The sequence below is a fragment of the Rugamonas sp. FW305-51 genome (genome assembly GCF_058786935.1).
This window is the reverse complement of sequence record NZ_JBYSZG010000001.1, coordinates 236,356-255,904: the sequence shown is the minus strand read 5'-3', so window position 1 is coordinate 255,904 and position 19,549 is coordinate 236,356. Positions and strand designations below refer to the sequence as shown.

Sequence of the window (19,549 nt, the reverse complement as noted above, 5' to 3'; positions counted from 1 at the left end):
CGTTGCGCCCAGCGATAAGCGCTGGCCGCCGCAGCCCGATGGGCTGACGGCGGTCATTCCGGCGGGCTCCCTGCGCTGGCGGGGACTACATTAAAAACACATAAGAAACGGAGACCAAGATGGAAAAACAATTGTTGACTGGTTCCCCCCCGACGATTGCTGCCGCGCTGACCGCGGCGGCGGCCACGCACGGTTACCGCCGTGCCTATATCGACGATGGACAGCAGTATTCATTCCGCAGTATGGCGGACAGCGCCGATGCGCTGGCGGCGCGCCTGGCGGCGGCCGGCATCGTGCGGGGCGACCGCATCGCCGTCATCGTGCCCAACCAGATCGAGTGGCTGCTGGTGTTCTTCGCCGCGGCCAGACTGGGCGCCGTCATCGTCGGCATGAGCGTGCGCTACCGCGATACCGAGCTCGATTACATGCTGAGCGACAGCCGGGCGAATATGGTGGTCGCACTGCCCGAGTATGCGGGCTACGACTACCGCCACTATTTCTCCGCGGCCGAGGCCGAGGGCCGCCTGCCCGATTTGCGCCAGGTGATCTTCCTGGCGCCGCGGGCCGGCCACGCGCTGGCGCCGTTCGCCGGGCTCGGCGGCGGCGCCGCGCCCGCGTCCGTGACCGGGTCGGCGGCCGGGCCGGACGACCTGATGATGATCATTTACACCTCCGGCACCACCGGCAAGCCCAAGGCAGCCGGCCTCACGCACCGCAGCATGCTGGCCACCGCCTCGGCCCAGGCCAGGCATATCCGGGCCGTGCCGGACGATCTGATACAGCTGGCCAATCCGCTCAATCACGTGGGCGGCATCACGTGCGGCATCCTGACCTTCCTGCTGGCCGGCGCCACCTGCGAGCTGGTGCCCGTGTTCAAGGCGGAGATCGTGCTGGAGATGGCGGCGCGGCGCCCGCCGACCGTCATCAGCGGCGTGCCGACCATGCTGACGCTGCTGCTGCGCCATCCCAGCGTGGCCGAGGCCGACTTTTCCAGCGTGCGCCTGGTGTTCATGGGCGGCGCCAATGTGGACGGCGCGATCCTGGAACGCTTGCAGCAGGTGATGCCGGGCGCGCGCCTGATGAATTTGTACGGCATGACCGAGACCTCCGGCGCCATCGTGATGACGCCGTGGCAGTGCGGCCAGGACGATCTGCTGCGCTCCATCGGCCAGCCGCTGCCGGGCGCGCAGGTGCGCGTGGTGGGCGCCGACGGCCAGCCAGTGCCGCAGGGGGGCGTGGGCGAATTATGGTTCAAGGGGCTGGGCGTGATCCCCGGCTATGCGGGCGGGCAAGACAGCCAGCAGGCATTTGACGGCGATGGCTGGCTGCACAGCGGCGACCTGGCCTGCATCGACCAGCGCGGCTTCGTATTCCTGATGGGGCGCGACAAGGACATGTATATCCAGGGGGGCTTCAACGTCTATCCGGTCGAAGTCGAGGGCGTGCTCGCCTCCCATCCGGCGGTGATGCTGGTGGCCGGGGTCGGCGTGCCCGATCCCGTGCTGGGGCAGGTGGGACGCTATTACGTGGTGCCGAAGGAAGGCGCGAGCGTCATGGAGCAGGAGCTGGTCGAGTATTGCCGGGCGCGCCTGGCCGACTACAAGATTCCCCGGCAAGTGGTGTTCCGGCAGCAGTTGCCGATGACGCCGGCGGGGAAAATCCAAAAATCGACCTTACGCGGCGAGTCGCTCGCCGGCGCGGTCAACTTCAACAGGAGTGGGAAATGAAAGCAATTAATCTCTTATGCGGCGCGCTGGCCGCGGCCGCGCTGGTCTGGCAGGCACCGGCGTCCGCCTCCGGCCAGGGTACGCCGGAGCAGGCCGTGGCGCTGGTGAAGCAGGGCATCGCCCATATCAAGGCGGTGGGCAAGGAGAAGGCGTTCGCCGATATCAATCAGCCCAACAGTACCTTCAAGGACCGCGATTTGTACATCTTTGTCATCGACCTCGGCGGCCACATGCTAGCCAGCTCCGGCAATGCGCGCATGGTCGGCAAGGATGTGGCCCAGATCAAGGATGCGAACGGCAAGTACTTCGTCAAGGTGGCGCTGGACACGGCCAAGGCAAGCGGCAAGAGCTGGACCGACTATATGTGGCCCAGCCCCAGCACCAATCTGATGGAGTCCAAGACCACCTATCTGGAAATCATGGGTGACGTGGCTGTCGGCTGCGGTGTGTACAAATAAGGCCGGGCCGACAGCCCGGTCGCGGCCAATGCCATGATCGGATTGGATGCCGGCGCGCGATACGCGCGCCGCAATGTGGTCCATTCGGTCGCGCACATGCACCTTGACTGTCTCTGCGTCGTCGGGAAAGCGCGCAAGGCAGGCCGGGTTCGCCGGCGCAACGGGACGGATTCCAGCTGTCAGTCGCGTCAGCCGGAGAATCGGGCAAGAAAGCGGGACGATCGGGTTACCGCTGCGGACGCCGGTGGCGCCAGAATAGCTCTCCGCTGATTCTTCTTCCTGGAGTTCACCAATGGCCACACTCACCATCAATGGCAAGACCACCCGGGTCGATGCCGACGCCGACACCCCGCTGCTGTGGGTGCTGCGCGACACGCTGCAACTGACCGGCACCAAATATGGCTGCGGCATGGGCCTGTGCGGCGCCTGCACCGTGCATCTCGATGGCCGGCCCGTGCGTTCGTGCAGCACGCCGCTGTCGGCCGCGGCCGGCAAGAAAATCGTCACCATCGAAGCCGTCGACCAGGGCCGCGTCGGCAAAGCGGTACAGGAAGCCTGGCGCAAACTGGACGTCGCCCAGTGCGGCTACTGCCAGTCCGGCCAGATCATGAGCGCGACGGCGCTGCTGGCGCACAATCGCAAGCCCACCGACGCCGACATCGACGGCGCCATGGACGGCAACCTGTGCCGCTGCGCCACCTATGTACGCATCCGCGCCGCCATCCACGAAGCGGCGCAGTCGCTGGCCTGACCGGGAACACTGCCATGACAAATATGATCCGCATCGAAAATGAAAGCCGTCGCCGCTTCCTGCGTGGGACGGCAGGACTGACGCTGGCCGTGTATCTGCCCGCCGCGCTTGGCGCCAGCACCGCGGCGCCAGGCGCCGGCGAGCAGGGCAGCGCCTTGTCGCCGTTTGAACCGAACGCTTTCCTGCGCATTGGCGCCGACAACACGGTGACCGTGATTTCCAAGCACATCGAGATGGGGCAGGGTACGTACACCGGCCTGGCCACCATCGTGGCGGAGGAACTCGACGCCGCTTGGTCGCAAGTGCGCGTCGAGGGCGCGCCGGCCGACGCCAAACGCTACAACAACCTGTTCTGGGGCCCGACGCAGGGAACGGGCGGCAGCACGGCCATCGCCAATTCCTGGGACCAGTTGCGCCAGGCCGGGGCCTCGGCGCGCGCCATGCTGACGGCGGCCGCGGCCGCCCAGTGGCAGGTGGACGCAGGCGACATCACCGTGAGCGAGGGCGTGGTGGCGCATGCGCGCTCGCAGCGCAAGGCCAGTTTCGGCCAGCTGGCGGCGGCAGCGGCACTGCAGGCGGTGCCGGCCAATGTCAAGCTCAAGGATCCTGCGGAGTTCAAGCTGATCGGCAAGCGGGCGCCGCGCAAGGACATGGCCGACAAGACCAACGGCAAGGCGCAATTTACCCAGGATGTGCACCTGCCCGGCATGCTGACGGCCGTGGTGGCGCACCCGCCGCGCTTCGGCGCCAAGGTCAAGTCGTTCGACGCCAGCAAGGCCAAAGCGCACAAGGGCGTGATCGACGTGGTGCGGATTCCGAATGGCGTCGCGGTACTGGCCAAGGACACCTGGAGTGCCAAGCAGGGCCGCGACGCGCTGCAGATCGAGTGGGACGAATCGGATGCCTTCAAACTGGGCAGCGAGCAGATATTTGAGCGCTTCCACGAACTGGCCAAGACGCCTGGCGCCGTGGCCCGCAAGGATGGCGATCCCGATGCCGCCTTCGCGGCGCCCGCGCGCGTGCTGCGCGCCGCCTACGACTTCCCTTACCTGGCCCATGCCGCCATGGAACCGATGAACTGCGTCGTGCGCCTGGCGCCCGGCCGCTGCGAAATCTGGAACGGCGAACAGATGCACACGGTGGACCAGTTCAACATCGCCCGCCAGCTGGGCCTGCAACCGGAACAGGTGACCATCCACATGCTGTACGCGGGCGGCAGTTTCGGCCGGCGCGGCAGCAAGGATTCGGACTATCTGCTGGAAGCGGTCAGCATCGCCCAGGCCATCAACGGCCGCGCGCCGGTCAAGCTGGTGTGGCTGCGCGAGGATGACATGCGGGGCGGCTATTACCGGCCGGCCTTCCATCACGTGCTGGAGGCCGCCATCGACGGGCAGAACCGCCTGACTGGCTGGCGTCATCGGCTGGTGGGGCAATCCATCCTGGCCGGATCGCCGTTCGCCGGCATGGTCAAGGACGGTATCGATCCGGTGTCGGTGGAAGGCGCGGCGAACCTGCCCTACGCCATTCCCAACCAGCTGGTCGACCTGCACACGCCGACCGACATCGGCGTGGTGCCGCACTGGTGGCGCTCGGTCGGTTCGTCCCACACCGCCTTCTCGACCGAGACCTTCATCGATGAGGTGGCAACGGCCGTGGACCAGGATCCGGTGGCCTTCCGGCTGGCGCTGCTGGACGGCCATCCGCGCCATGCGGCCGTGCTCAAGCTGGCGGCCGGGCAGGCGGGCTGGGACCGGCCGCTGGCGGCGGGCAAGGGCGGGCGGCGCGGACGCGGTGTGGCCGTGCACGAAGCCTTCAACAGTGTGGTGGCCCAGGTGGCCGAAGTGACGGTGGACGCGGCCGGCGGCGTGCGGCTGGACCGGGTGGTGTGCGCCGTCGATTGCGGCATGGCCGTCAATCCCGACAACGTGCGGGCCCAGGTCGAAGGCGCTATCGGCTACGCGCTGTCGGCGGCGCTGCACGGCGCCATTACGCTCAAGGACGGCGTGGTCGAACAGTCGAATTTCCACGACTACGCGCCTATCCGCATCCATGAGATGCCCAAGGTCGAAGTCCACATCGTGCCGTCGGCCGCCAAGCCGACCGGCATCGGCGAGCCTGGCGTGCCGCCGCTGGCGCCGGCGCTGGCCAATGCGATCGCCGCGGCGACCGGCAAGCGGGTGCGCAAGCTGCCGCTCAACACCGACGAGCTCAAGGCCTGATGGACAGCACCGACCTGCAAGTGCTGACAGCGGCCCTGCGCTGGGCCGCCGAGGGCCACCGTTTTGTGCTGGTGACGGTGGCCCGGACCTGGGGTTCGGCGCCGCGCCAGCCCGGGGCATGGATGGCGCTGCGCGACGACGGGCTGGTGGAGGGTTCGGTGTCCGGCGGTTGCATCGAGGACGACCTGATCGTCCGCATGCGCGCGCGCCGGCTCGACGCCGCCGGGCCGTTCGAACTGCGCTATGGCGTGACCCGGGAAGAAGCGAACCGTTACGGCCTGCCGTGCGGTGGCACGCTGGCGCTGGTGGTGGAACCGGCGCCGGACGCCGCGTTGCTGGCGCAGCTGGCGGCGCGGCTTGCGCAGCGGCAATTGGTGCGGCGCTGCGTCGACCTGGGGCAGGGCAGTGTCACGCTGGGCGAGGCCGCCCCGGCCGACGGCGCGCAATGGAACGGCAGCCGCCTGTGCACGGTGCATGGGCCGCAGCGGCGCTTGCTGATCATAGGCGCCGGCCAGATCTCGCGTTACCTGGCGCCGATGGCCCAGGCGCTGGGCTACGCAATCACCGTTTGCGATCCGCGCGACGAATATGGCCTGGGCTGGAACGTGCCGGGTACCGAGCTCGTCACCGGCATGCCGGACGATACGGTGCTATCCATGGGGCTGGACGCCCGCAGCGCCGTGGTGGCGCTCACCCACGACCCCAAGCTCGACGACATGGCGCTGCTGGAGGCGCTGAGGTCGCCCGCGTTCTACGTCGGCGCGCTCGGTTCCCGCGTCAACAACGCCGGGCGGCGGGAACGGCTGGCGGAACACTTTGGCCTGTCCGCGATAGAGCTGGCGCGCCTGCACGGCCCGGTGGGACTGGCCATCGGCAGCCGCACGCCGCCCGAGATCGCCGTCGCCATCCTGGCCGAGATGACGGCTGTCAAGAATGGCATGGGCTTGCCGCGTGTGCCGGCGCTGGCTGCCGCCGTGCCGGCCTGATCCGCGGCGGCAGGCCGGTGCGGCGCATTTGGCGCTATGCTGACGATGTTGAGCATCAGTTGAGGGAGGACACAGTGGGGATTGATGAAGATAGCGGGGGGCGCCAGGCGCTGGCGACCCTGGGGCGCAGCATTGCCGCCATGGTTGCCGGGAACGGCCCCGCCGCCACCGCCATTCCGGGCCTGCGGCTGTTCCGGCAGGACGCGCCGACCATACCGCAGAGCTATATGTACGAGCCCTGCGTTTGCGTGGTCGCGCAGGGGCGCAAATGCGTCTCGCTGGGCCAGGAAAGCTACGTCTACGACGCCAACAATTATCTGATCTCATCGCTGGACTTGCCGGGCATGGTGCATATCCTGGAAGCGAGCGCGGACCAGCCCTTCCTGGGCTTGGCCCTGGACCTGGATCAACGGGAGATGTCGCAGCTGATTCTCGACGGCCGGCTGCCACCGCCGCGGCGCCAGCCGTCCAGCCGCGGCATGGCCACCGGGGAAGTGAACCAGCCGCTGCTGTCGGCTTTCCAGCGGCTGGTCGATCTGCTGGCCGACGAACAGGACATCCCGGTCGTGGCGCCGCTGATCCAGCGCGAAATCTACTATCGCCTGCTGATCGGCGAACAGGGCGAACGGCTGCGCCAGATGGCGACCGCCGGCAGCCAGGCGCACCAGATCGCACAGGCCATCAACTGGCTGAAAGTGCACTTCCGCTCGCCCGTGTCGATCGATGACCTTGCGGCCCAGGTGTGTATGAGTCCGTCGACCTTCTATCATCATTTCCGCACCATGACGGCCGTCAGTCCGCTGCAGTTCCAGAAACAGCTGCGCCTGCAGGAGGCGCGGCGCATGATGCTGGAGGAACGGGTCGAGGCGGCCACGGCGGCGTTCCAGGTGGGCTACGAGAGCCCGTCGCAATTCAACCGCGAATACAACCGCCTGTTCGGCGCGCCACCATTGCGCGATATCAACAATTACCGGAGGACGATGGTTGCCTGAACACTGATTGGCGGGCGGCTTATGCGGCAGAGGGTGGATTTGCAACGGCCGGCATGATGCGATGCCATGCACGTCAGGCATTACCTATAATGAAGCTATTCAGTGCGCTCAGGTGATCGTGATGGACAATCTTCCCGACGAACCGATCGACAATGTTCGATGCTCAGCGGCGCATGAGCGGATGGCAACCGAACTCGCGCGCGTCCTGCGCGCCCTCCAGACGCTGAGCGCCGGCAATCGGACTTTGCTGCGTGCAACGGACGAATTCGAACTGTTACACGACATGTGTCAGGTCATCGTCGAAACAGGAGGCTACTGCTTTGCTTGTGTGGGCTACGCGCAACACGATGAGCGCAAGAGCGTTCACTGGGTCAGTTCCTTTGGCATCGACATCGAATATCTTGATTTGCTGAATTTTACTTGGGCCGACACAGAGCAGGGAAGTTCCGCCAGCGGGACTGCGATCCGCACGGGGCAACCGTCGGTGGGGCGGCATCTGCTCACCGATCCCGTCTATGCGGGAGCGGCGTATGCGCAGTTGCGCGAAACCGCGGTCCAGAATGGTTTTGCCTCGGCTTCCGCCTTTCCTTTGCGCATGGACGGCGAAGTATTTGGTGCCTTGGCCATGGTCGCCGCGGAACCGGACGCCTTCGATGAGCCGGAAGTCAAATTGCTCAACGAACTGGCCGACGACCTGGCGTTCGGCATCGCCAACCTGCGCGCGCGCCTCAAGCATCGCGCGGCCGAAGCGACGATTGCGCGCATGGCGTATTACGATACGCTAACCGACTTACCCAATCGCACGTTGTTGCTGGAGTACTTGCGAGAAATGATTCAAGACGCAAAACAGCAGCGCCGCTCGCTGGCCCTGCTGCACTTGCAAGTTGGCAATTTTCACGAAATCAATAAAGTGCTCGGTTATCGCGCCGGTGATGAGCTGTTGCAGAAACTGGGCAAGCGCCTGGCCGGAGCGATCCAGCAAAACGATAGGCTGGCACGCGTTGGAGACGCCGAGTTTGCCGTTCTGCTGCCGAATGGCAGTGCGGATTATGCGATTCAGGTGGCGCAGCGGTTGGCGTTTGCACTACGGATGCCGGTCGATGTCGCCAATCTCATGCTCGACGCCAGTGTCGGGATCGGTATTGCGCTCTTTCCCGGCCATGCGACTGACGCAGACGCCCTTATCCGGTGCGCGAACACCGCGACGCGCCTGGCCAAGCCCGCGCGCGGCGGCTATGCCCTCTACGCCGGTGGCCACGAACAGGAATACACGCGGCGCCTGACATTGATGGGTGATATGCATCGGGCGATCGGCGACAACGAGCTGCGCCTCTACTGCCAGCCCAAAGTCGACATCGCATCGCGCCTGGTGCGCGGCGCCGAAGCGTTGGTGCGCTGGGAGCACCCGCAGCATGGCATGCTCCCGACCGCCGAGTTCATCCAGCTTGCCGAGCAAGCGGGCACCATTACGCCACTCACCAATTGGATGCTGGACGCCGCATTCAGACAATGCTACACGTGGCATGAGGCTGGGCGGGACTGGCCCCTGGCCGTCAATTTGTCTGCGCACGATCTTTACGATCCCGGGCTGGTCGACCGTATCCGAGGTCTGTTTTCCACTTGGGGCATAGCACCGGAAATGATCCAGTTCGAACTGACCGAAAGCGCCTTGATGAGCGACCCGGCGGGCGCGCTGGAAACGCTGGTCCGCTTGCGGGACATGGGCGTCAAGCTGTTCATCGACGACTTCGGCACCGGTTATTCCGGGTTCAGCTATTTGCAAAAGTTTCCGGTCGATGCGATCAAGATTGACCAGTCGTTCGTTCGGCCCATGATAGAAAGCGGCGATTCGGCCATGATCGTCCACTCGATGATTGAATTGGGCCACAATCTTGGTCGGGATGTCGTGGCCGAAGGCGTGGAAAGCCAGGCCATCTGGGCGCGTCTGGCCACGCTCGGGTGCGACGTCGCGCAAGGCTATCTCATCAGTATGCCCATGCCGGCAGAGCAATTCAGGGCATGGGAAACCGAATGGACCCATGCTGCCGCCTAGACGGTGACAGGCAGTGCCCACGGAGGCCCGCGCCGAACGGGAATGCGCGCGGGGCCGGTTCGAATGCGGGCGGCGTCACCGCGCCCGCTGACGCTGATCAGGGCCAACAATTGTGCTGCTCAAGCAACTGGCGCGCGCGGGCCAGCACCGGCGCGTCGACCATTTTTCCTTCGAACGCGAAAGCCCCTTCGCTGCACGCCGCGCGCGCCAGCACGGCGTTTGCCCAGTCCAGTTGCGCGGCCGAAGGGAGAAAACCGGCGTTGACGCCCGCCACCTGGGACGGATGAATGCACAGCTTGCCGCTGAATCCGGCTTGGCGCGCCTGTCCGGTGGCCAGGCGCAGCGCGGCCTGATCGTCGATCGCGAGCGTGACGCCATCGACCGGCCCGGGCAGCCCGGCGCTGCGCGCCGCCAACACCAGCATGGCGCGATAAGGCGCCAGTACGTCGCGGTCTTCATCGAGGCCGAGGTCGAGGCAGAAGTCGACGCTGCCAAACATCAGACGCTGTACCCCGGGCGCGGCGCAGATCGTGCCGGCGGCGGCAAGGCCGGCCGCCGTTTCGATCAGCGGCAACAGCGCGACGCCGGGCCGCGTGTGGTCGCGCAGCCTGGCCAGCTGCTGCGCCGTCTCGGCCTTGGGCAGCACGATGCCAGCCACCCCTTCCAGCATGCACAGGGCCAGATCGGACTGGCCCCATTGCGTCTCGAGGCTGTTGATACGGATGCAGGCGCGGCCACCGCCTGCCAGGAAATCGCGGCAGGCCGCGCGCGCGCTTTCCTTGGCCGCGGGGGCGACCGCGTCTTCCAGATCGATGATGACGGCGTCGGCGCCGCTGGCCACCGCCTTGGCGTAACGCTGCGGCCGGTCGCCCGGAACGAACAGGAACGACCGGCTATGTTGCATGTTCATGGCTTGCTCCTTGCTGGGGCGGGTTCAGAAACTGGCATAGGCCAGCATCGATGGTGTACCGTCGGGCAGCGCGCTCCACAGCTGCAAGCCATCTTCGTGCCGCGCGGCGTTCAGTGTCAGGCTGGCGCCGAGCGTGGCCGGGCGCAGGCCCCGATAGCGGAATGCCTTGAGCGGGCGGCCGCCAAGCTCTTCGGCGAAGCCGGCCAGCATGGTGGCCGTCAGTGGTCCGTGGATCACCAGATTGTCGTAGCCTTCGACGGTGCGGCAGTAGTCGGCGTCGTAGTGGATGCGGTGGCCATTGAAGGTCAGCGCCGAATAGCGAAACAGCGTCGTCGAGCTGGGCCGGAAGTCCCGGCAGTGGCTGGCCGTCGGCATGGTGGGGCCATCGCCGCCGGCATTGCCGCGTGCGGCCGCCTCCTTGTAGACGATATCGTGATGCTCGGTCAACGCCAGTTGCCCCTGATGGAAGATCTGGTGCCGCACCGTGACAAACACCAGGTCGCCGCTGCGGCCCCGCTTGTGCTCGACGCTGGCCACGCACGAGCGCCGCTCGACGGCGGCGCCGAATGGCAGCGGCGCGTGGAATTCCAGCGTGCCGCCGGCCCACATGCGATTTGGCAGCGGCACCGGCGGCAGGAAGCCGCCACGCGCCGGATGGCCGTCGCGCCCCAACTGCGATTCCGGCAGGGCGTCGAGGAAGTAGCACCAGTGCCACAGTGGCGGCAAGGGCATGCCGTCGACGCAGCGCTCTGGCGGACGGTCCAGGGTGGCAGCCAGCAGCCGTCCGTGGCGCGCCGCCAGGACGTCGTTGCTGGTCTCGGTATTGCCTATCCAATCCTGCAGATTGGTCAGATCGATGCTGTTCATGCGGCCTCCTTGTCCGTGTGGATGGCAAATTCGGCGCGCAACGCGGCCGAGTGCTGGCCTATGTCCGGCGCCGGTTCGAAACGCTGGCGGTCCCAGGGGGTGCGAACCGGCGGGGCAATCATGCGCAGTTCGCGGCCGGCCACTTGCATCGGCCAGGTCCGCAGCGCCGGGTGGCGCGCCAGGTCGGCCACCGAGCTTACCCGGCCGTAGGCAGTGTTGGCCGCCTCCAGGCGCGTCTGCGCCTGTTCAACCGTCAGCGTCGCGAAGGCAGCGCCGATCAACTGGTTGAGCGCTGCGCGGTGGCGTACCCGCGCCGTGTTGGAAGCATAGCGCGGGTCGCCGCTCAGTGCCGGCTGGCGCAGGAAGATGTCACAGAACTGGCGCCATTCACGCTCGTTCTGGATGCTGATGACGATGTCGCGCCCATCGGCACAGGTGAACGCGCCATAGGGCGCGATAGACGGGTGCTGCAGGCCCTGGCGGGTGGGGGCGCCGGCGCCGTAGACCTGGTGCAGGTAAGGGATGGTCATCCAGTCGGCGGCGCCGTCGAACAGGGACACGGCGATACCGGCGCCTTGTCCGCTGCGTTCGCGCGCGGCCAGGGCCGACAGCACGCCGATCACGGCGTTCAGGCCGGCGCCGATATCGCAGATCGACACGCCGACGCGGCCGCAAGCTTCCGGCCCGCCGGTCAGGCCGGCCAGTCCGCTCTCGCATTGCACGAGCAAGTCGTAGGCCTTCAGTGTGCTGGCCGCGCCTTCGCTGCCGTAACCACTGATGTCGCACGTGATCAGGCGCGGATGGCGGGCCCGCAGGGCCGCGCTGTCGAATCCGGCCCGGGCGATGGCGCCCGGCGCCAGGTTTTGCACGAAGACGTCGGCGCCGGCGAGCAGGCGCTCGAGCAGGGCCGCATCGTCGGCCTGCTTGATGTCGAGCACCAGCGATTCCTTGCCGTGATTGGTCCAGACAAAATACGATGATGCGCCATTGGCGGCGTCGTCATAGCCGCGGGCAAAGTCGCCCTCGGCCCGTTCTATTTTGATGACGCGTGCGCCCATGTCGGCCAGGCGGCTGGTGCATAGTGGCGCGGCCAGCGCCTGCTCGATCGAGACGACGACGATGCCTGCCAGCGGCGCGGCCGCCGGCAGGGAGGTGGATTGCTGCATGGTGTACTCCTGGAGTCGATAGTGGGAGAGGGGAATATCTGGTGCCTGTCAGGCGCCTGGCAGTCCCATGACGGCGTTGGGCAGTAGCGTGGCGATGCCCGGTAGCAGGCAAAGCAGCAGCACGGCCGCCAGCATCAGGGCAACGAAGGGCAGTACGCCCCCGATGATCTGGGCTAAGGTAATGTCGGGGGCGATATTCTTGATGACGAAGATGTTCAGGCCGACGGGTGGATGAATCAGCCCCATTTCCATAACGATGGTCATCACCACGCCAAACCAGACCAGGTCGAAACCGGCGGCGCGCAGCGGCGGCAGAATGATGGGGGCGGTCATCAGGATGATGGAGACCGGCGGCAGGAAAAAGCCCAACAGCACCACCAGCACCAGGATCAGGGCCAGCAGCAGCCATTTGGACAGGTGCAAAGCGACGACGGCCTGGGCCGCCGACTGGCTGATGTGCAGCGAGCTCATGACGTAGGAATAGAGCAGCGACATGCCGATGATCAGCATGAGCATGGTCGATTCCTTCAGCGTGCCGGCCAGGATGGGGCGCAGATCGGACCAGCGCCGCATCGAATAGACCAGCGCCACCAGCAGCAGCGCCAGCACGGCGCCCAGGCCCGCCGTCTCGGACGGCGTCGCGTAGCCGCCGTACAGTGCGACCATCACCCCGATCAGCAGCAACAGGAAGGGCAGCACGCGCGGCAGCAGGGCCACTTTGCGGCGCAGGGTGAAGTGTTCGCGCTCGAGCAGCGGCGAAGGGGCGCCGCCGGCGAGCTGGTGCCCCAGCGCCGCCCGGTATTCCTGACGATAGCGCCAGCCGGCATAGACGGAAAATAGCGCGACGAGCAGCAGGCCCGGGCCGATGCCGGCCAGGAACAGGCGTCCCAGCGATTGTTCGGCGGCCACCGCGTAGAGGATCATGACGATCGAAGGCGGCAGCAGGATGCCCAGCGTGCCGCCGGCGGCGATCAAGCCCGCGGCGAAGCCGGGCGAATAGCCGCGCCGGCGCATTTCCGGAATGCCGGCCGCGCCGATGGCCGAGCAGGTGGCCGGGCTGGAGCCGGACATGGCGGCGAACAAGGCGCAGGCGAGCACATTGGCGATGCCCATGCCGCCGGGGATGCGGTGCAGCCAGGCGTGCAGCACCTGGTACAAGTCCTTGCCGGCGCCGGATTTGCCGATCGATGCTCCCTTCAGGATGAACAGGGGAATCGACAGCAAGGTGATGCTGGCCATTTCCTCGTAGACGTTCTGGGTCACCATGTCGAGCGCGGAGGCGGGCATGAAGAGCAGCATGAACAAGGTGGCGACAGCGCCGAGCGCGAAGGCGATCGGCATGCCGGAGAACATCATCAACAATGTGGCGACGCCAAACAGCGTGCCGATGGTCAGGGTAGTCATTGTTCGCTCCGTGCGGCGGTCGGTGGCGCGGCCGACAGGCCGGTGGCCAGTTGCAGCAGCAGTTGCAGGGCCAGCAGGGTCATGCCGACGGCCATCGCGGCATAGGGTATCGACAGCGGCGGTCCCCACGACGACGTGGTGGTCTGGCCGTTGCTCCACGCCTCATGGAACAAGGTCCAGGACTTCCAGGCGAAGAAAGCGCAGAACAGCGCGCTGGCGCCATCGGCCAGTAACAGGCGGACATGGTTGGCGGCCGGCCCGAGCAGGTCGGCGAGCGCTTCGATGCCGATGTGGCCGCGCTGTTTCTGCACCCAGGCGCAGGATAGGAAGGTCGCGCTCACCAGCAGGAAGACCGCGGCCTCGTCCTGCCATTCGGTGGAGATGGCGAGGAAGTAGCGGGCCGTCATGCCATAGCTCAGCACCAGGGCAGCGGCCAGCAGTGCCGCCATGCAGAGCTGAAGCAAGAGACGGTTGACGCCGTCCAGTGCGGCCGTCAGCGGGGCCAGCACGGCGCGGCGGCGGGGCCGGCACACTGCGGCCGGCGGCGCGGTGGCGGTGCGGTTCATCGCACCTGCTCCGCCAGTTTCAGCAGGCGGGCGCAATTGTCCGACTTGCCGGCATAGTCGCGCCACGCGCTGCCGCGGGCCACGCCGACCCATTGCTGGATCGCCGCTTCGTTCAATTCATGCACCTGGGCGCCGCTGTGGGCGAATACGTCGACGATGCGGCGGTCGTCCGCCATCGCCGCCTGGGTGCCGAACTGCTCCACCTCGGCGCCCACGGCCATCACGATGGCTTGCTGCTCCTTGCTCAGTTGGTCGTACACGGTTTTCGACATCAGGACAGGCACCAGCTGGAACCAGTAGGAGCGGCCGTTGCGGTTGAAACTGAGGTGTTTGCTGACTTCGTCGATGCGAAAGGACATGAGGCTGGTTGCGGTGGTGGTGACCACGTCGACGGCGCCGGTCTGCATGGCGGCATAGCTTTCGCTCGACGGCAAGGAGAGCGCCGAACCGCCGGCGGCCTTGACCACCAGGTCCATTTCACGGCTGCCGCCGCGCACCTTCTTGCCGGCGGCATGTTCCGGCGTGATGAAGGGGCCGCTGCGGCTGGCCGCGCCGCCCGATTGCCAGACCCAGCTGACAATGACGATGCCCTTGTCCGCCAGCAGGCTGCTGAGGGCTTGTCCGATGGGCGCGCTTTTCCAGCGGGCGCCCTGTTCGTAGGACGTGACGACGCCGGGCATGGCGACAATATTTAACTCCGGCACTTCGCCGCCGCCATAGGCCAGCGGCAGCACGGTCATGGCCAGCGCGCCCTTGCGCAGCGCGGAGAACTGGGCATTGACCTTCATCAGCGACGAGCCGGGGTAGACGGCGAAAGTGAGCTTGCCGCCCGTGCGCCGTTCCACCTCGCTGGCGAAGCGGCGCGCCATGCGGTCGCGAAAATCGCCGCTCTCGCCGGTGCTGCTGGGAAATTGGTGCGAGATGCTCAGTTTTTGCTGGGCCAGCGCGGGCGTTGCGAGCAGTGTCGCCAGGACGGTGGCGGCGGCCAGCGTCAGGCGGCGCAGCTGTCGGCCGCGCGCCGCGCCGGCGCGTTCCGCGGTGGTTGGATCGAGTGGTGCATGGTGCATGGTTGTCTCCTGGTTATTCTATGGACCGGGATCAGTATGGGGTGGCGCCGCGCGGCGAAAAAGCGGGCATTGGCGAAGTGAGCGTTTGTCAAAAACGAATGCTCCATGCCGGGGGCAAAGGCATACAATGGGTTATGACGGCGCTGCCGGTGTTAAACAATTCGTTGGGGGCGAAGGCAACATGCATTACGATTTGACCGATCTGCGCGTTTTTCTGGCGGTGGCCGAGGCGGGTAATCTGTCGCGGGGGGCGCAGCGCTGCCATCTGGCCCCATCGTCGGTCAGTCTGCGCATCAAGGGCCTGGAGGAGGCGGTGGGGACCACGTTGCTGACGCGGCAGGCGCGCGGCGTGACGCTAACGCCGGCCGGCCAGGTACTGATCGAACACGCGCGCCGTTGCCTGGCGCAACTGGAACAGATGCATGCTGATTTGTTGCCCTTCGCGGACGGCCTGGCCAGCCATATCACCTGCTTCGCCAACAACAACGCCATCAGCTCTTACCTGCCGGACGACCTTGCCGGCTTTTTTGCGGCCTATCCCAGTGTCCGGATCACGCTGGAGGAGCGCACCAGTCACGATATCGTCGCGGCGGTGGCAGCCGGACGCGCCGATATCGGTGTCGTGGCACTGGAAGGGGAACATCCTGCGCTGGAGTTCCTGCCCTACCGGCAAGACCAGCTGGTGTTGCTGGCGCCGCTGTCCTTCGCCTCGACATGGGGCGCCAGCCTGAGTTTTGCCGAGTGCTTGGGCGTGCCGTTTATTAGCCTGCAGTCGGGCGCGGCACTGCACACTTTCCTGATGTACCACGCCGACGCGCTTGGTGGACGGCTGGATGTGCGGGTCCAGGTATCGGGGTATCGTGCCATTGCGCGCCTGGTCACCTCCGGTGCCGGCATCGGCATCGTCCCGCGCTCGGCGCTGGAAGCGGCTGACCTGCAGCAGTTAGCCGTGCTGGAACTACGCGAGCCCTGGGCTCGGCGCAATCTCCATGTGTGCCTGCCGCGGGAGCCGCGCGCAAAGCATTTTTTCCGCGATCAGCTGGTTGAGCGACTGTGCCACCGGGCTGACGGCACTGTTCATACGCCTGGAGATGTCCCGCCTGTGTGTGACTAGCAAGTTTTCGCAAGACGCGCATATCCGGCTCGACTATCTTACTGAGCAAGGCAAGGCATCCCCTCCCAGTGCCAATGGGAAAGCAGCGCACGTAATGCGCGCAAATCAATGATTGAACACCACATGAATAAGTTTATCAGCACACGTAATCTGCATTTTCTGCTCTATGAACTGCTGGGTACGGAAGCGCTTTTGCAGCGCCCCCGATATCGGGAGCAATCACTGGGAGTATATGATGCGATCCTCGACACCGCGCGCCAGATTGCCGCGAAATACCTCGCCCCGCATTATCAGAAAGGCGACGCCCATGAGCCGGTATTCGAGGGCGGCGCCGCGCAGCTGATTCCCGAAGTCAAAGCCGCATGGGATGTCATCAGCGATGCCGGTTTTCTGGCCGCGCATTGCGACGAGGAGGAGGGCGGACTGCAGTTGCCCGAGGTGATCTTCCGCGCGGCGACCGCCTATTTTCATGCCGCTAACGGGCCGACTGCCTGGTACCCGTTCCTGACGGTCGGGGTGATCAACCTCATACGTGCGTTTGGCACGCCGGAGCAAAAGGCAAACTACCTGGCGCCGTTGATGGAAGGCCGCTATGCCGGCACCATGGCGCTGACGGAAGCGGGGCAGGGATCGGCGCTGGCCGATATCAAGACCCGCGCCGAACAGCAGCAGGATGGGACATGGCGCATTTTCGGCCAAAAGATGTTCATCACCGCCGGCGAACACGACCTGACCGACAACATCGTCCACATGGTCCTGGCCCGGCCCAAGGATGCCCCCGCGGGCATCAAGGGTATCTCCCTGTTTATCGTGCCGAAGTTCCTGGCTGGCGACGACGGCGCAACGGGCGAGCGCAATGACGTCGCGCTGGCCGGACTGCTGCACAAGATGGGGTCGCGCATTACCAGCTCAACCGTACTGAGTTTTGGCGAAAAGACTGGGGCGGTTGGCTATCTGATTGGCGGCATCGGCAACGGTCTGGCGTGTATGTTCCAGATGATGAACGAGGCGCGCATCGGCGTCGGCATGAATGCGGCGGCGCTGGCTAGCCGTGGTTATCTGTACTCCCTGGACTATGCGCGCGAGCGGCAACAGGGCCGCCTCGCATCCAACAAGGATCCCCGCTCACCGCAGGTGCCGCTGGTGGCGCATGCGGACGTGCGCCGCATGCTGCTGGCCCAGAAAGCCTATGCGGAAGGCGCACTGGCCTTGTGCCTGTATGCCAGCACGCTGTTCGAAGATGAGCACACCCATCCGGAGCAGCCGCAGCGCAAGGTCGCCTCCGCCTTGCTGGGCTTATTGACGCCGGTGGTGAAGAGCTGGTCGGCCTGTTATGGCTGCGAATCGAACTCGCTCGCGATTCAGGTGCTGGGCGGTGCCGGTTACATCCGCGAGCACCCGGTCGAGCAATTGTACCGGGACCAGCGTCTCAATCCGATCCACGAAGGCGCGGAAGCCATCCACGGCATCGACCTGTTGGGGCGCAAGATTATCGCCGACGGCGGCGCGGGACTGCAGCAGCTGGCCGCGCTGGTGCGGCAGACCGTGGGCGAAGCGGAACCGGTATTGCCCTTGGCGCAACACGCACGGGCCTTGAAACAACAGCTCGCGGCGCTGATGGAAGTGTCGCAGTCGCTGACCGCGCTGGCGGAAAAGGACCCGAACATGGCGCTGGCCAATGCCAGCGTTTATCTCGATGCGTTCGGCCGATTGACTGTGGCATGGCTGTGGCTGCGCCAAGGCCTGGTGGCCGCGCGGGCACTGGAGCGCCAGCCGGCCGAGGACGATGTGCTGTTCTACAAGGGCAAGCTGCAGGCTGCCGCCTATTACTTCGATTGGGAATTGCCGCAAGTTGACACGGCGTGGCGCATTCTGTCCGCGGTCAATGCTATTCCTTACGACATGCAGGATGCATGGTACTGATGCGCCCAATGTGTGGCGCAGGCTGAGGGTCGCGCGCGCTGCCACGGAAGTTGATGGCGTAGCGCTGCCTGACGTCATTGACTTGACTGTCATGCATCAGGCTGGTCTCGATAGCGTTGAATTTGGCGATGCTGAATTCAGCGCTCAGATCGCCATTTGCTTGGCGGCCAGGTCTTTCAAGACTTCCTCGGAACCCCCGCCTATCATCATGACTTTCACTTCCCGGTAAACCCGCTCGCTGAGCGTGCCGCGCATATAGCCCATGCCGCCCAAAATCTGCACCGCCTGGTCGGCGCAGTACTGCAGCGCCTGCGTCGCCGTTATCTTGGCCAGGGCGATGCGGGCCACCAGGTGGGCCGGCTCGTCGCTTTGATGTTCGATGCGGTAGGCCAAGTCATACACCAGCGCCCGCGCGGCGTCGATCCGCATCATCATCTCCATCAGTTTGTGGCGGATCACCTGGCGCTGGGCCAGCGCTGCGCCGAAGGTCTTGCGTTCGCGGGCCCACGCCAGTGCCTCGTCCAGGCAGGCCTGCGCGAAACCGACGGCGCTGGCCGACATGTACAGCCGTTCGGAATTGAAGTTCCCCATGAAGATGGAAAAGCCCTTGTTTTCCTGTCCCAGCAGGTTTGCCACCGGGACGCGGCAATTGTCGAAGTGGAGCTGCGCGGTGTCCGACGCCCACCAGCCCATTTTCTTCAGTTCGGTGCGCGTGAGGCCGGGGGTATCGCCGTCGATGACCAGCGAGGAGATGCCGCCGGCCCCCCGGTTGTCAGGATCGGTCCGCACCGCGACCGTAAAGAAATCGGCCCGCATGCCGGAAGTGATGAAAGTCTTTTCGCCGTTGACGATGTAGTGGTCGCCGTCGCGGATCGCGGTCGTGCGCAGGCTGGCAACGTCCGACCCGCCGGACGGTTCCGTGACAGCCAGGGCCATGATCTTGCGGCCGGCTATGACCTCGGGAATGATACGCTCCTTCAGTGCCGGGCTGCCAGCGGCCACCACCGGCGGCATGCCTATCGTGTGGGAATTGAGCGAGGCCTGCACGCCACCAGAGCCGCTGCGGGCAAATTCCTCGGCCGCGATGAGCTTGTAGAACACGTCAACCGGCGTACCGCCGTATTCTTCCGGATAGCCCAGCCCTAACAGCCCGATGTCGGCGGCTTTGCCATACAGCGCGCGGGGGAATGCGCCCGCTTCGTCCCACTCATGGACGAAGGGCGTGATTTCATTGGCGATGAAAGCGCGCAGCGTATCGCGAAATTGTGCGTGCTCGGCAGTGAAATAGTGGGGCAAGGGGGTTACATCGAAAATGCTCATCGTGCGGCTCCAGTTGAAGGTTGTAG

At 65.7% G+C, this 19,549-nt stretch carries 16 protein-coding genes; 9 read left to right on the top strand and 7 right to left on the bottom strand.

The window, feature by feature from the left end:
* Window positions 1–119: 119 nt before the first annotated feature.
* The 7 genes from AC3WOS_RS01065 (at window position 120) to AC3WOS_RS01035 (ending at window position 9,186) form a co-directional block, all read left to right on the top strand.
* A complete protein-coding gene (locus AC3WOS_RS01065; RefSeq protein ID WP_492713959.1) occupies window positions 120–1,727 on the top strand; it encodes a class I adenylate-forming enzyme family protein in 1,608 nt (535 codons plus the stop codon).
* On the top strand, window positions 1,724–2,185 hold the full coding sequence (locus AC3WOS_RS01060) for a cache domain-containing protein (RefSeq protein WP_492713958.1): 462 nt from the start codon (window positions 1,724–1,726) through the stop codon (window positions 2,183–2,185). Before AC3WOS_RS01065 ends, AC3WOS_RS01060 begins: the two co-directional genes overlap by 4 nt.
* Window positions 2,186–2,477: 292 nt before the next feature.
* Complete coding sequence (locus AC3WOS_RS01055) at window positions 2,478–2,936, top strand: (2Fe-2S)-binding protein (protein ID WP_492713957.1); 459 nt, start codon at window positions 2,478–2,480, stop codon at window positions 2,934–2,936.
* Window positions 2,937–2,950: 14 nt separating this feature from the next.
* Window positions 2,951–5,155 carry a xanthine dehydrogenase family protein molybdopterin-binding subunit gene (locus AC3WOS_RS01050; protein WP_492713956.1) on the top strand — a complete coding sequence of 735 codons (2,205 nt, stop codon included), beginning with the start codon at window positions 2,951–2,953 and terminating at the stop codon, window positions 5,153–5,155.
* Window positions 5,155–6,141, top strand: coding sequence for an XdhC family protein (locus AC3WOS_RS01045; RefSeq protein ID WP_492713955.1), 987 nt, complete (start codon window positions 5,155–5,157; stop codon window positions 6,139–6,141). Before AC3WOS_RS01050 ends, AC3WOS_RS01045 begins: the two co-directional genes overlap by 1 nt.
* A gap of 74 nt (window positions 6,142–6,215) precedes the next feature.
* Window positions 6,216–7,133, top strand: coding sequence for an AraC family transcriptional regulator (locus tag AC3WOS_RS01040; RefSeq protein ID WP_492713954.1), 918 nt, complete (start codon window positions 6,216–6,218; stop codon window positions 7,131–7,133).
* Window positions 7,134–7,254: 121 nt separating this feature from the next.
* Entirely contained in the window at window positions 7,255–9,186 is a 1,932-nt protein-coding gene (locus AC3WOS_RS01035; protein WP_492713953.1) for a putative bifunctional diguanylate cyclase/phosphodiesterase, read from the top strand.
* A gap of 97 nt (window positions 9,187–9,283) precedes the next feature.
* Here AC3WOS_RS01035 and AC3WOS_RS01030 read toward each other — a convergent pair whose 3' ends face one another.
* The 6 genes from AC3WOS_RS01030 to dctP are packed head-to-tail and all read right to left on the bottom strand — an operon-like array spanning window position 9,284 to window position 15,166.
* Window positions 9,284–10,096: an HpcH/HpaI aldolase/citrate lyase family protein gene (locus AC3WOS_RS01030; protein ID WP_492713952.1), complete on the bottom strand. Its 813-nt coding sequence runs from the start codon at window positions 10,094–10,096 to the stop codon at window positions 9,284–9,286.
* 24 nt (window positions 10,097–10,120) lie between these two features.
* The gene (locus AC3WOS_RS01025) at window positions 10,121–10,963 is read right to left on the bottom strand and encodes an HTD2 family dehydratase (RefSeq protein WP_492713951.1); all 843 of its coding nucleotides are present in this window, start codon (window positions 10,961–10,963) and stop codon (window positions 10,121–10,123) included.
* The gene (locus tag AC3WOS_RS01020; RefSeq protein ID WP_492713950.1) at window positions 10,960–12,129 is read right to left on the bottom strand and encodes a CaiB/BaiF CoA transferase family protein; all 1,170 of its coding nucleotides are present in this window, start codon (window positions 12,127–12,129) and stop codon (window positions 10,960–10,962) included. Before AC3WOS_RS01020 ends, AC3WOS_RS01025 begins: the two co-directional genes overlap by 4 nt.
* Before the next feature lie 48 nt (window positions 12,130–12,177).
* Window positions 12,178–13,533, bottom strand: a complete 1,356-nt coding sequence (locus AC3WOS_RS01015; RefSeq protein WP_492713949.1) for a TRAP transporter large permease — start codon at window positions 13,531–13,533, stop codon at window positions 12,178–12,180.
* Window positions 13,530–14,099: a TRAP transporter small permease gene (locus tag AC3WOS_RS01010; protein WP_492713948.1), complete on the bottom strand. Its 570-nt coding sequence runs from the start codon at window positions 14,097–14,099 to the stop codon at window positions 13,530–13,532. The genes AC3WOS_RS01015 and AC3WOS_RS01010 overlap by 4 nt, the downstream gene beginning before the upstream one ends.
* Window positions 14,096–15,166 carry a TRAP transporter substrate-binding protein DctP gene (gene dctP / locus AC3WOS_RS01005; RefSeq protein ID WP_492713947.1) on the bottom strand — a complete coding sequence of 357 codons (1,071 nt, stop codon included), beginning with the start codon at window positions 15,164–15,166 and terminating at the stop codon, window positions 14,096–14,098. Before dctP ends, AC3WOS_RS01010 begins: the two co-directional genes overlap by 4 nt.
* Before the next feature lie 127 nt (window positions 15,167–15,293).
* Here dctP and AC3WOS_RS01000 point away from each other — a divergent pair, with 127 nt between their 5' ends.
* A complete protein-coding gene (locus tag AC3WOS_RS01000; protein WP_492713946.1) occupies window positions 15,294–16,280 on the top strand; it encodes a LysR substrate-binding domain-containing protein in 987 nt (328 codons plus the stop codon).
* A 123-nt stretch (window positions 16,281–16,403) separates the two neighbouring features.
* Window positions 16,404–18,203 carry an acyl-CoA dehydrogenase gene (locus AC3WOS_RS00995; RefSeq protein ID WP_492713945.1) on the top strand — a complete coding sequence of 600 codons (1,800 nt, stop codon included), beginning with the start codon at window positions 16,404–16,406 and terminating at the stop codon, window positions 18,201–18,203.
* Window positions 18,204–18,347: 144 nt separating this feature from the next.
* On the opposite strand, the gene AC3WOS_RS00990 is transcribed toward AC3WOS_RS00995, so the two are convergent.
* On the bottom strand, window positions 18,348–19,523 hold the full coding sequence (locus AC3WOS_RS00990; RefSeq protein ID WP_492713944.1) for an acyl-CoA dehydrogenase family protein: 1,176 nt from the start codon (window positions 19,521–19,523) through the stop codon (window positions 18,348–18,350).
* Window positions 19,524–19,549: the final 26 nt, after the last annotated feature.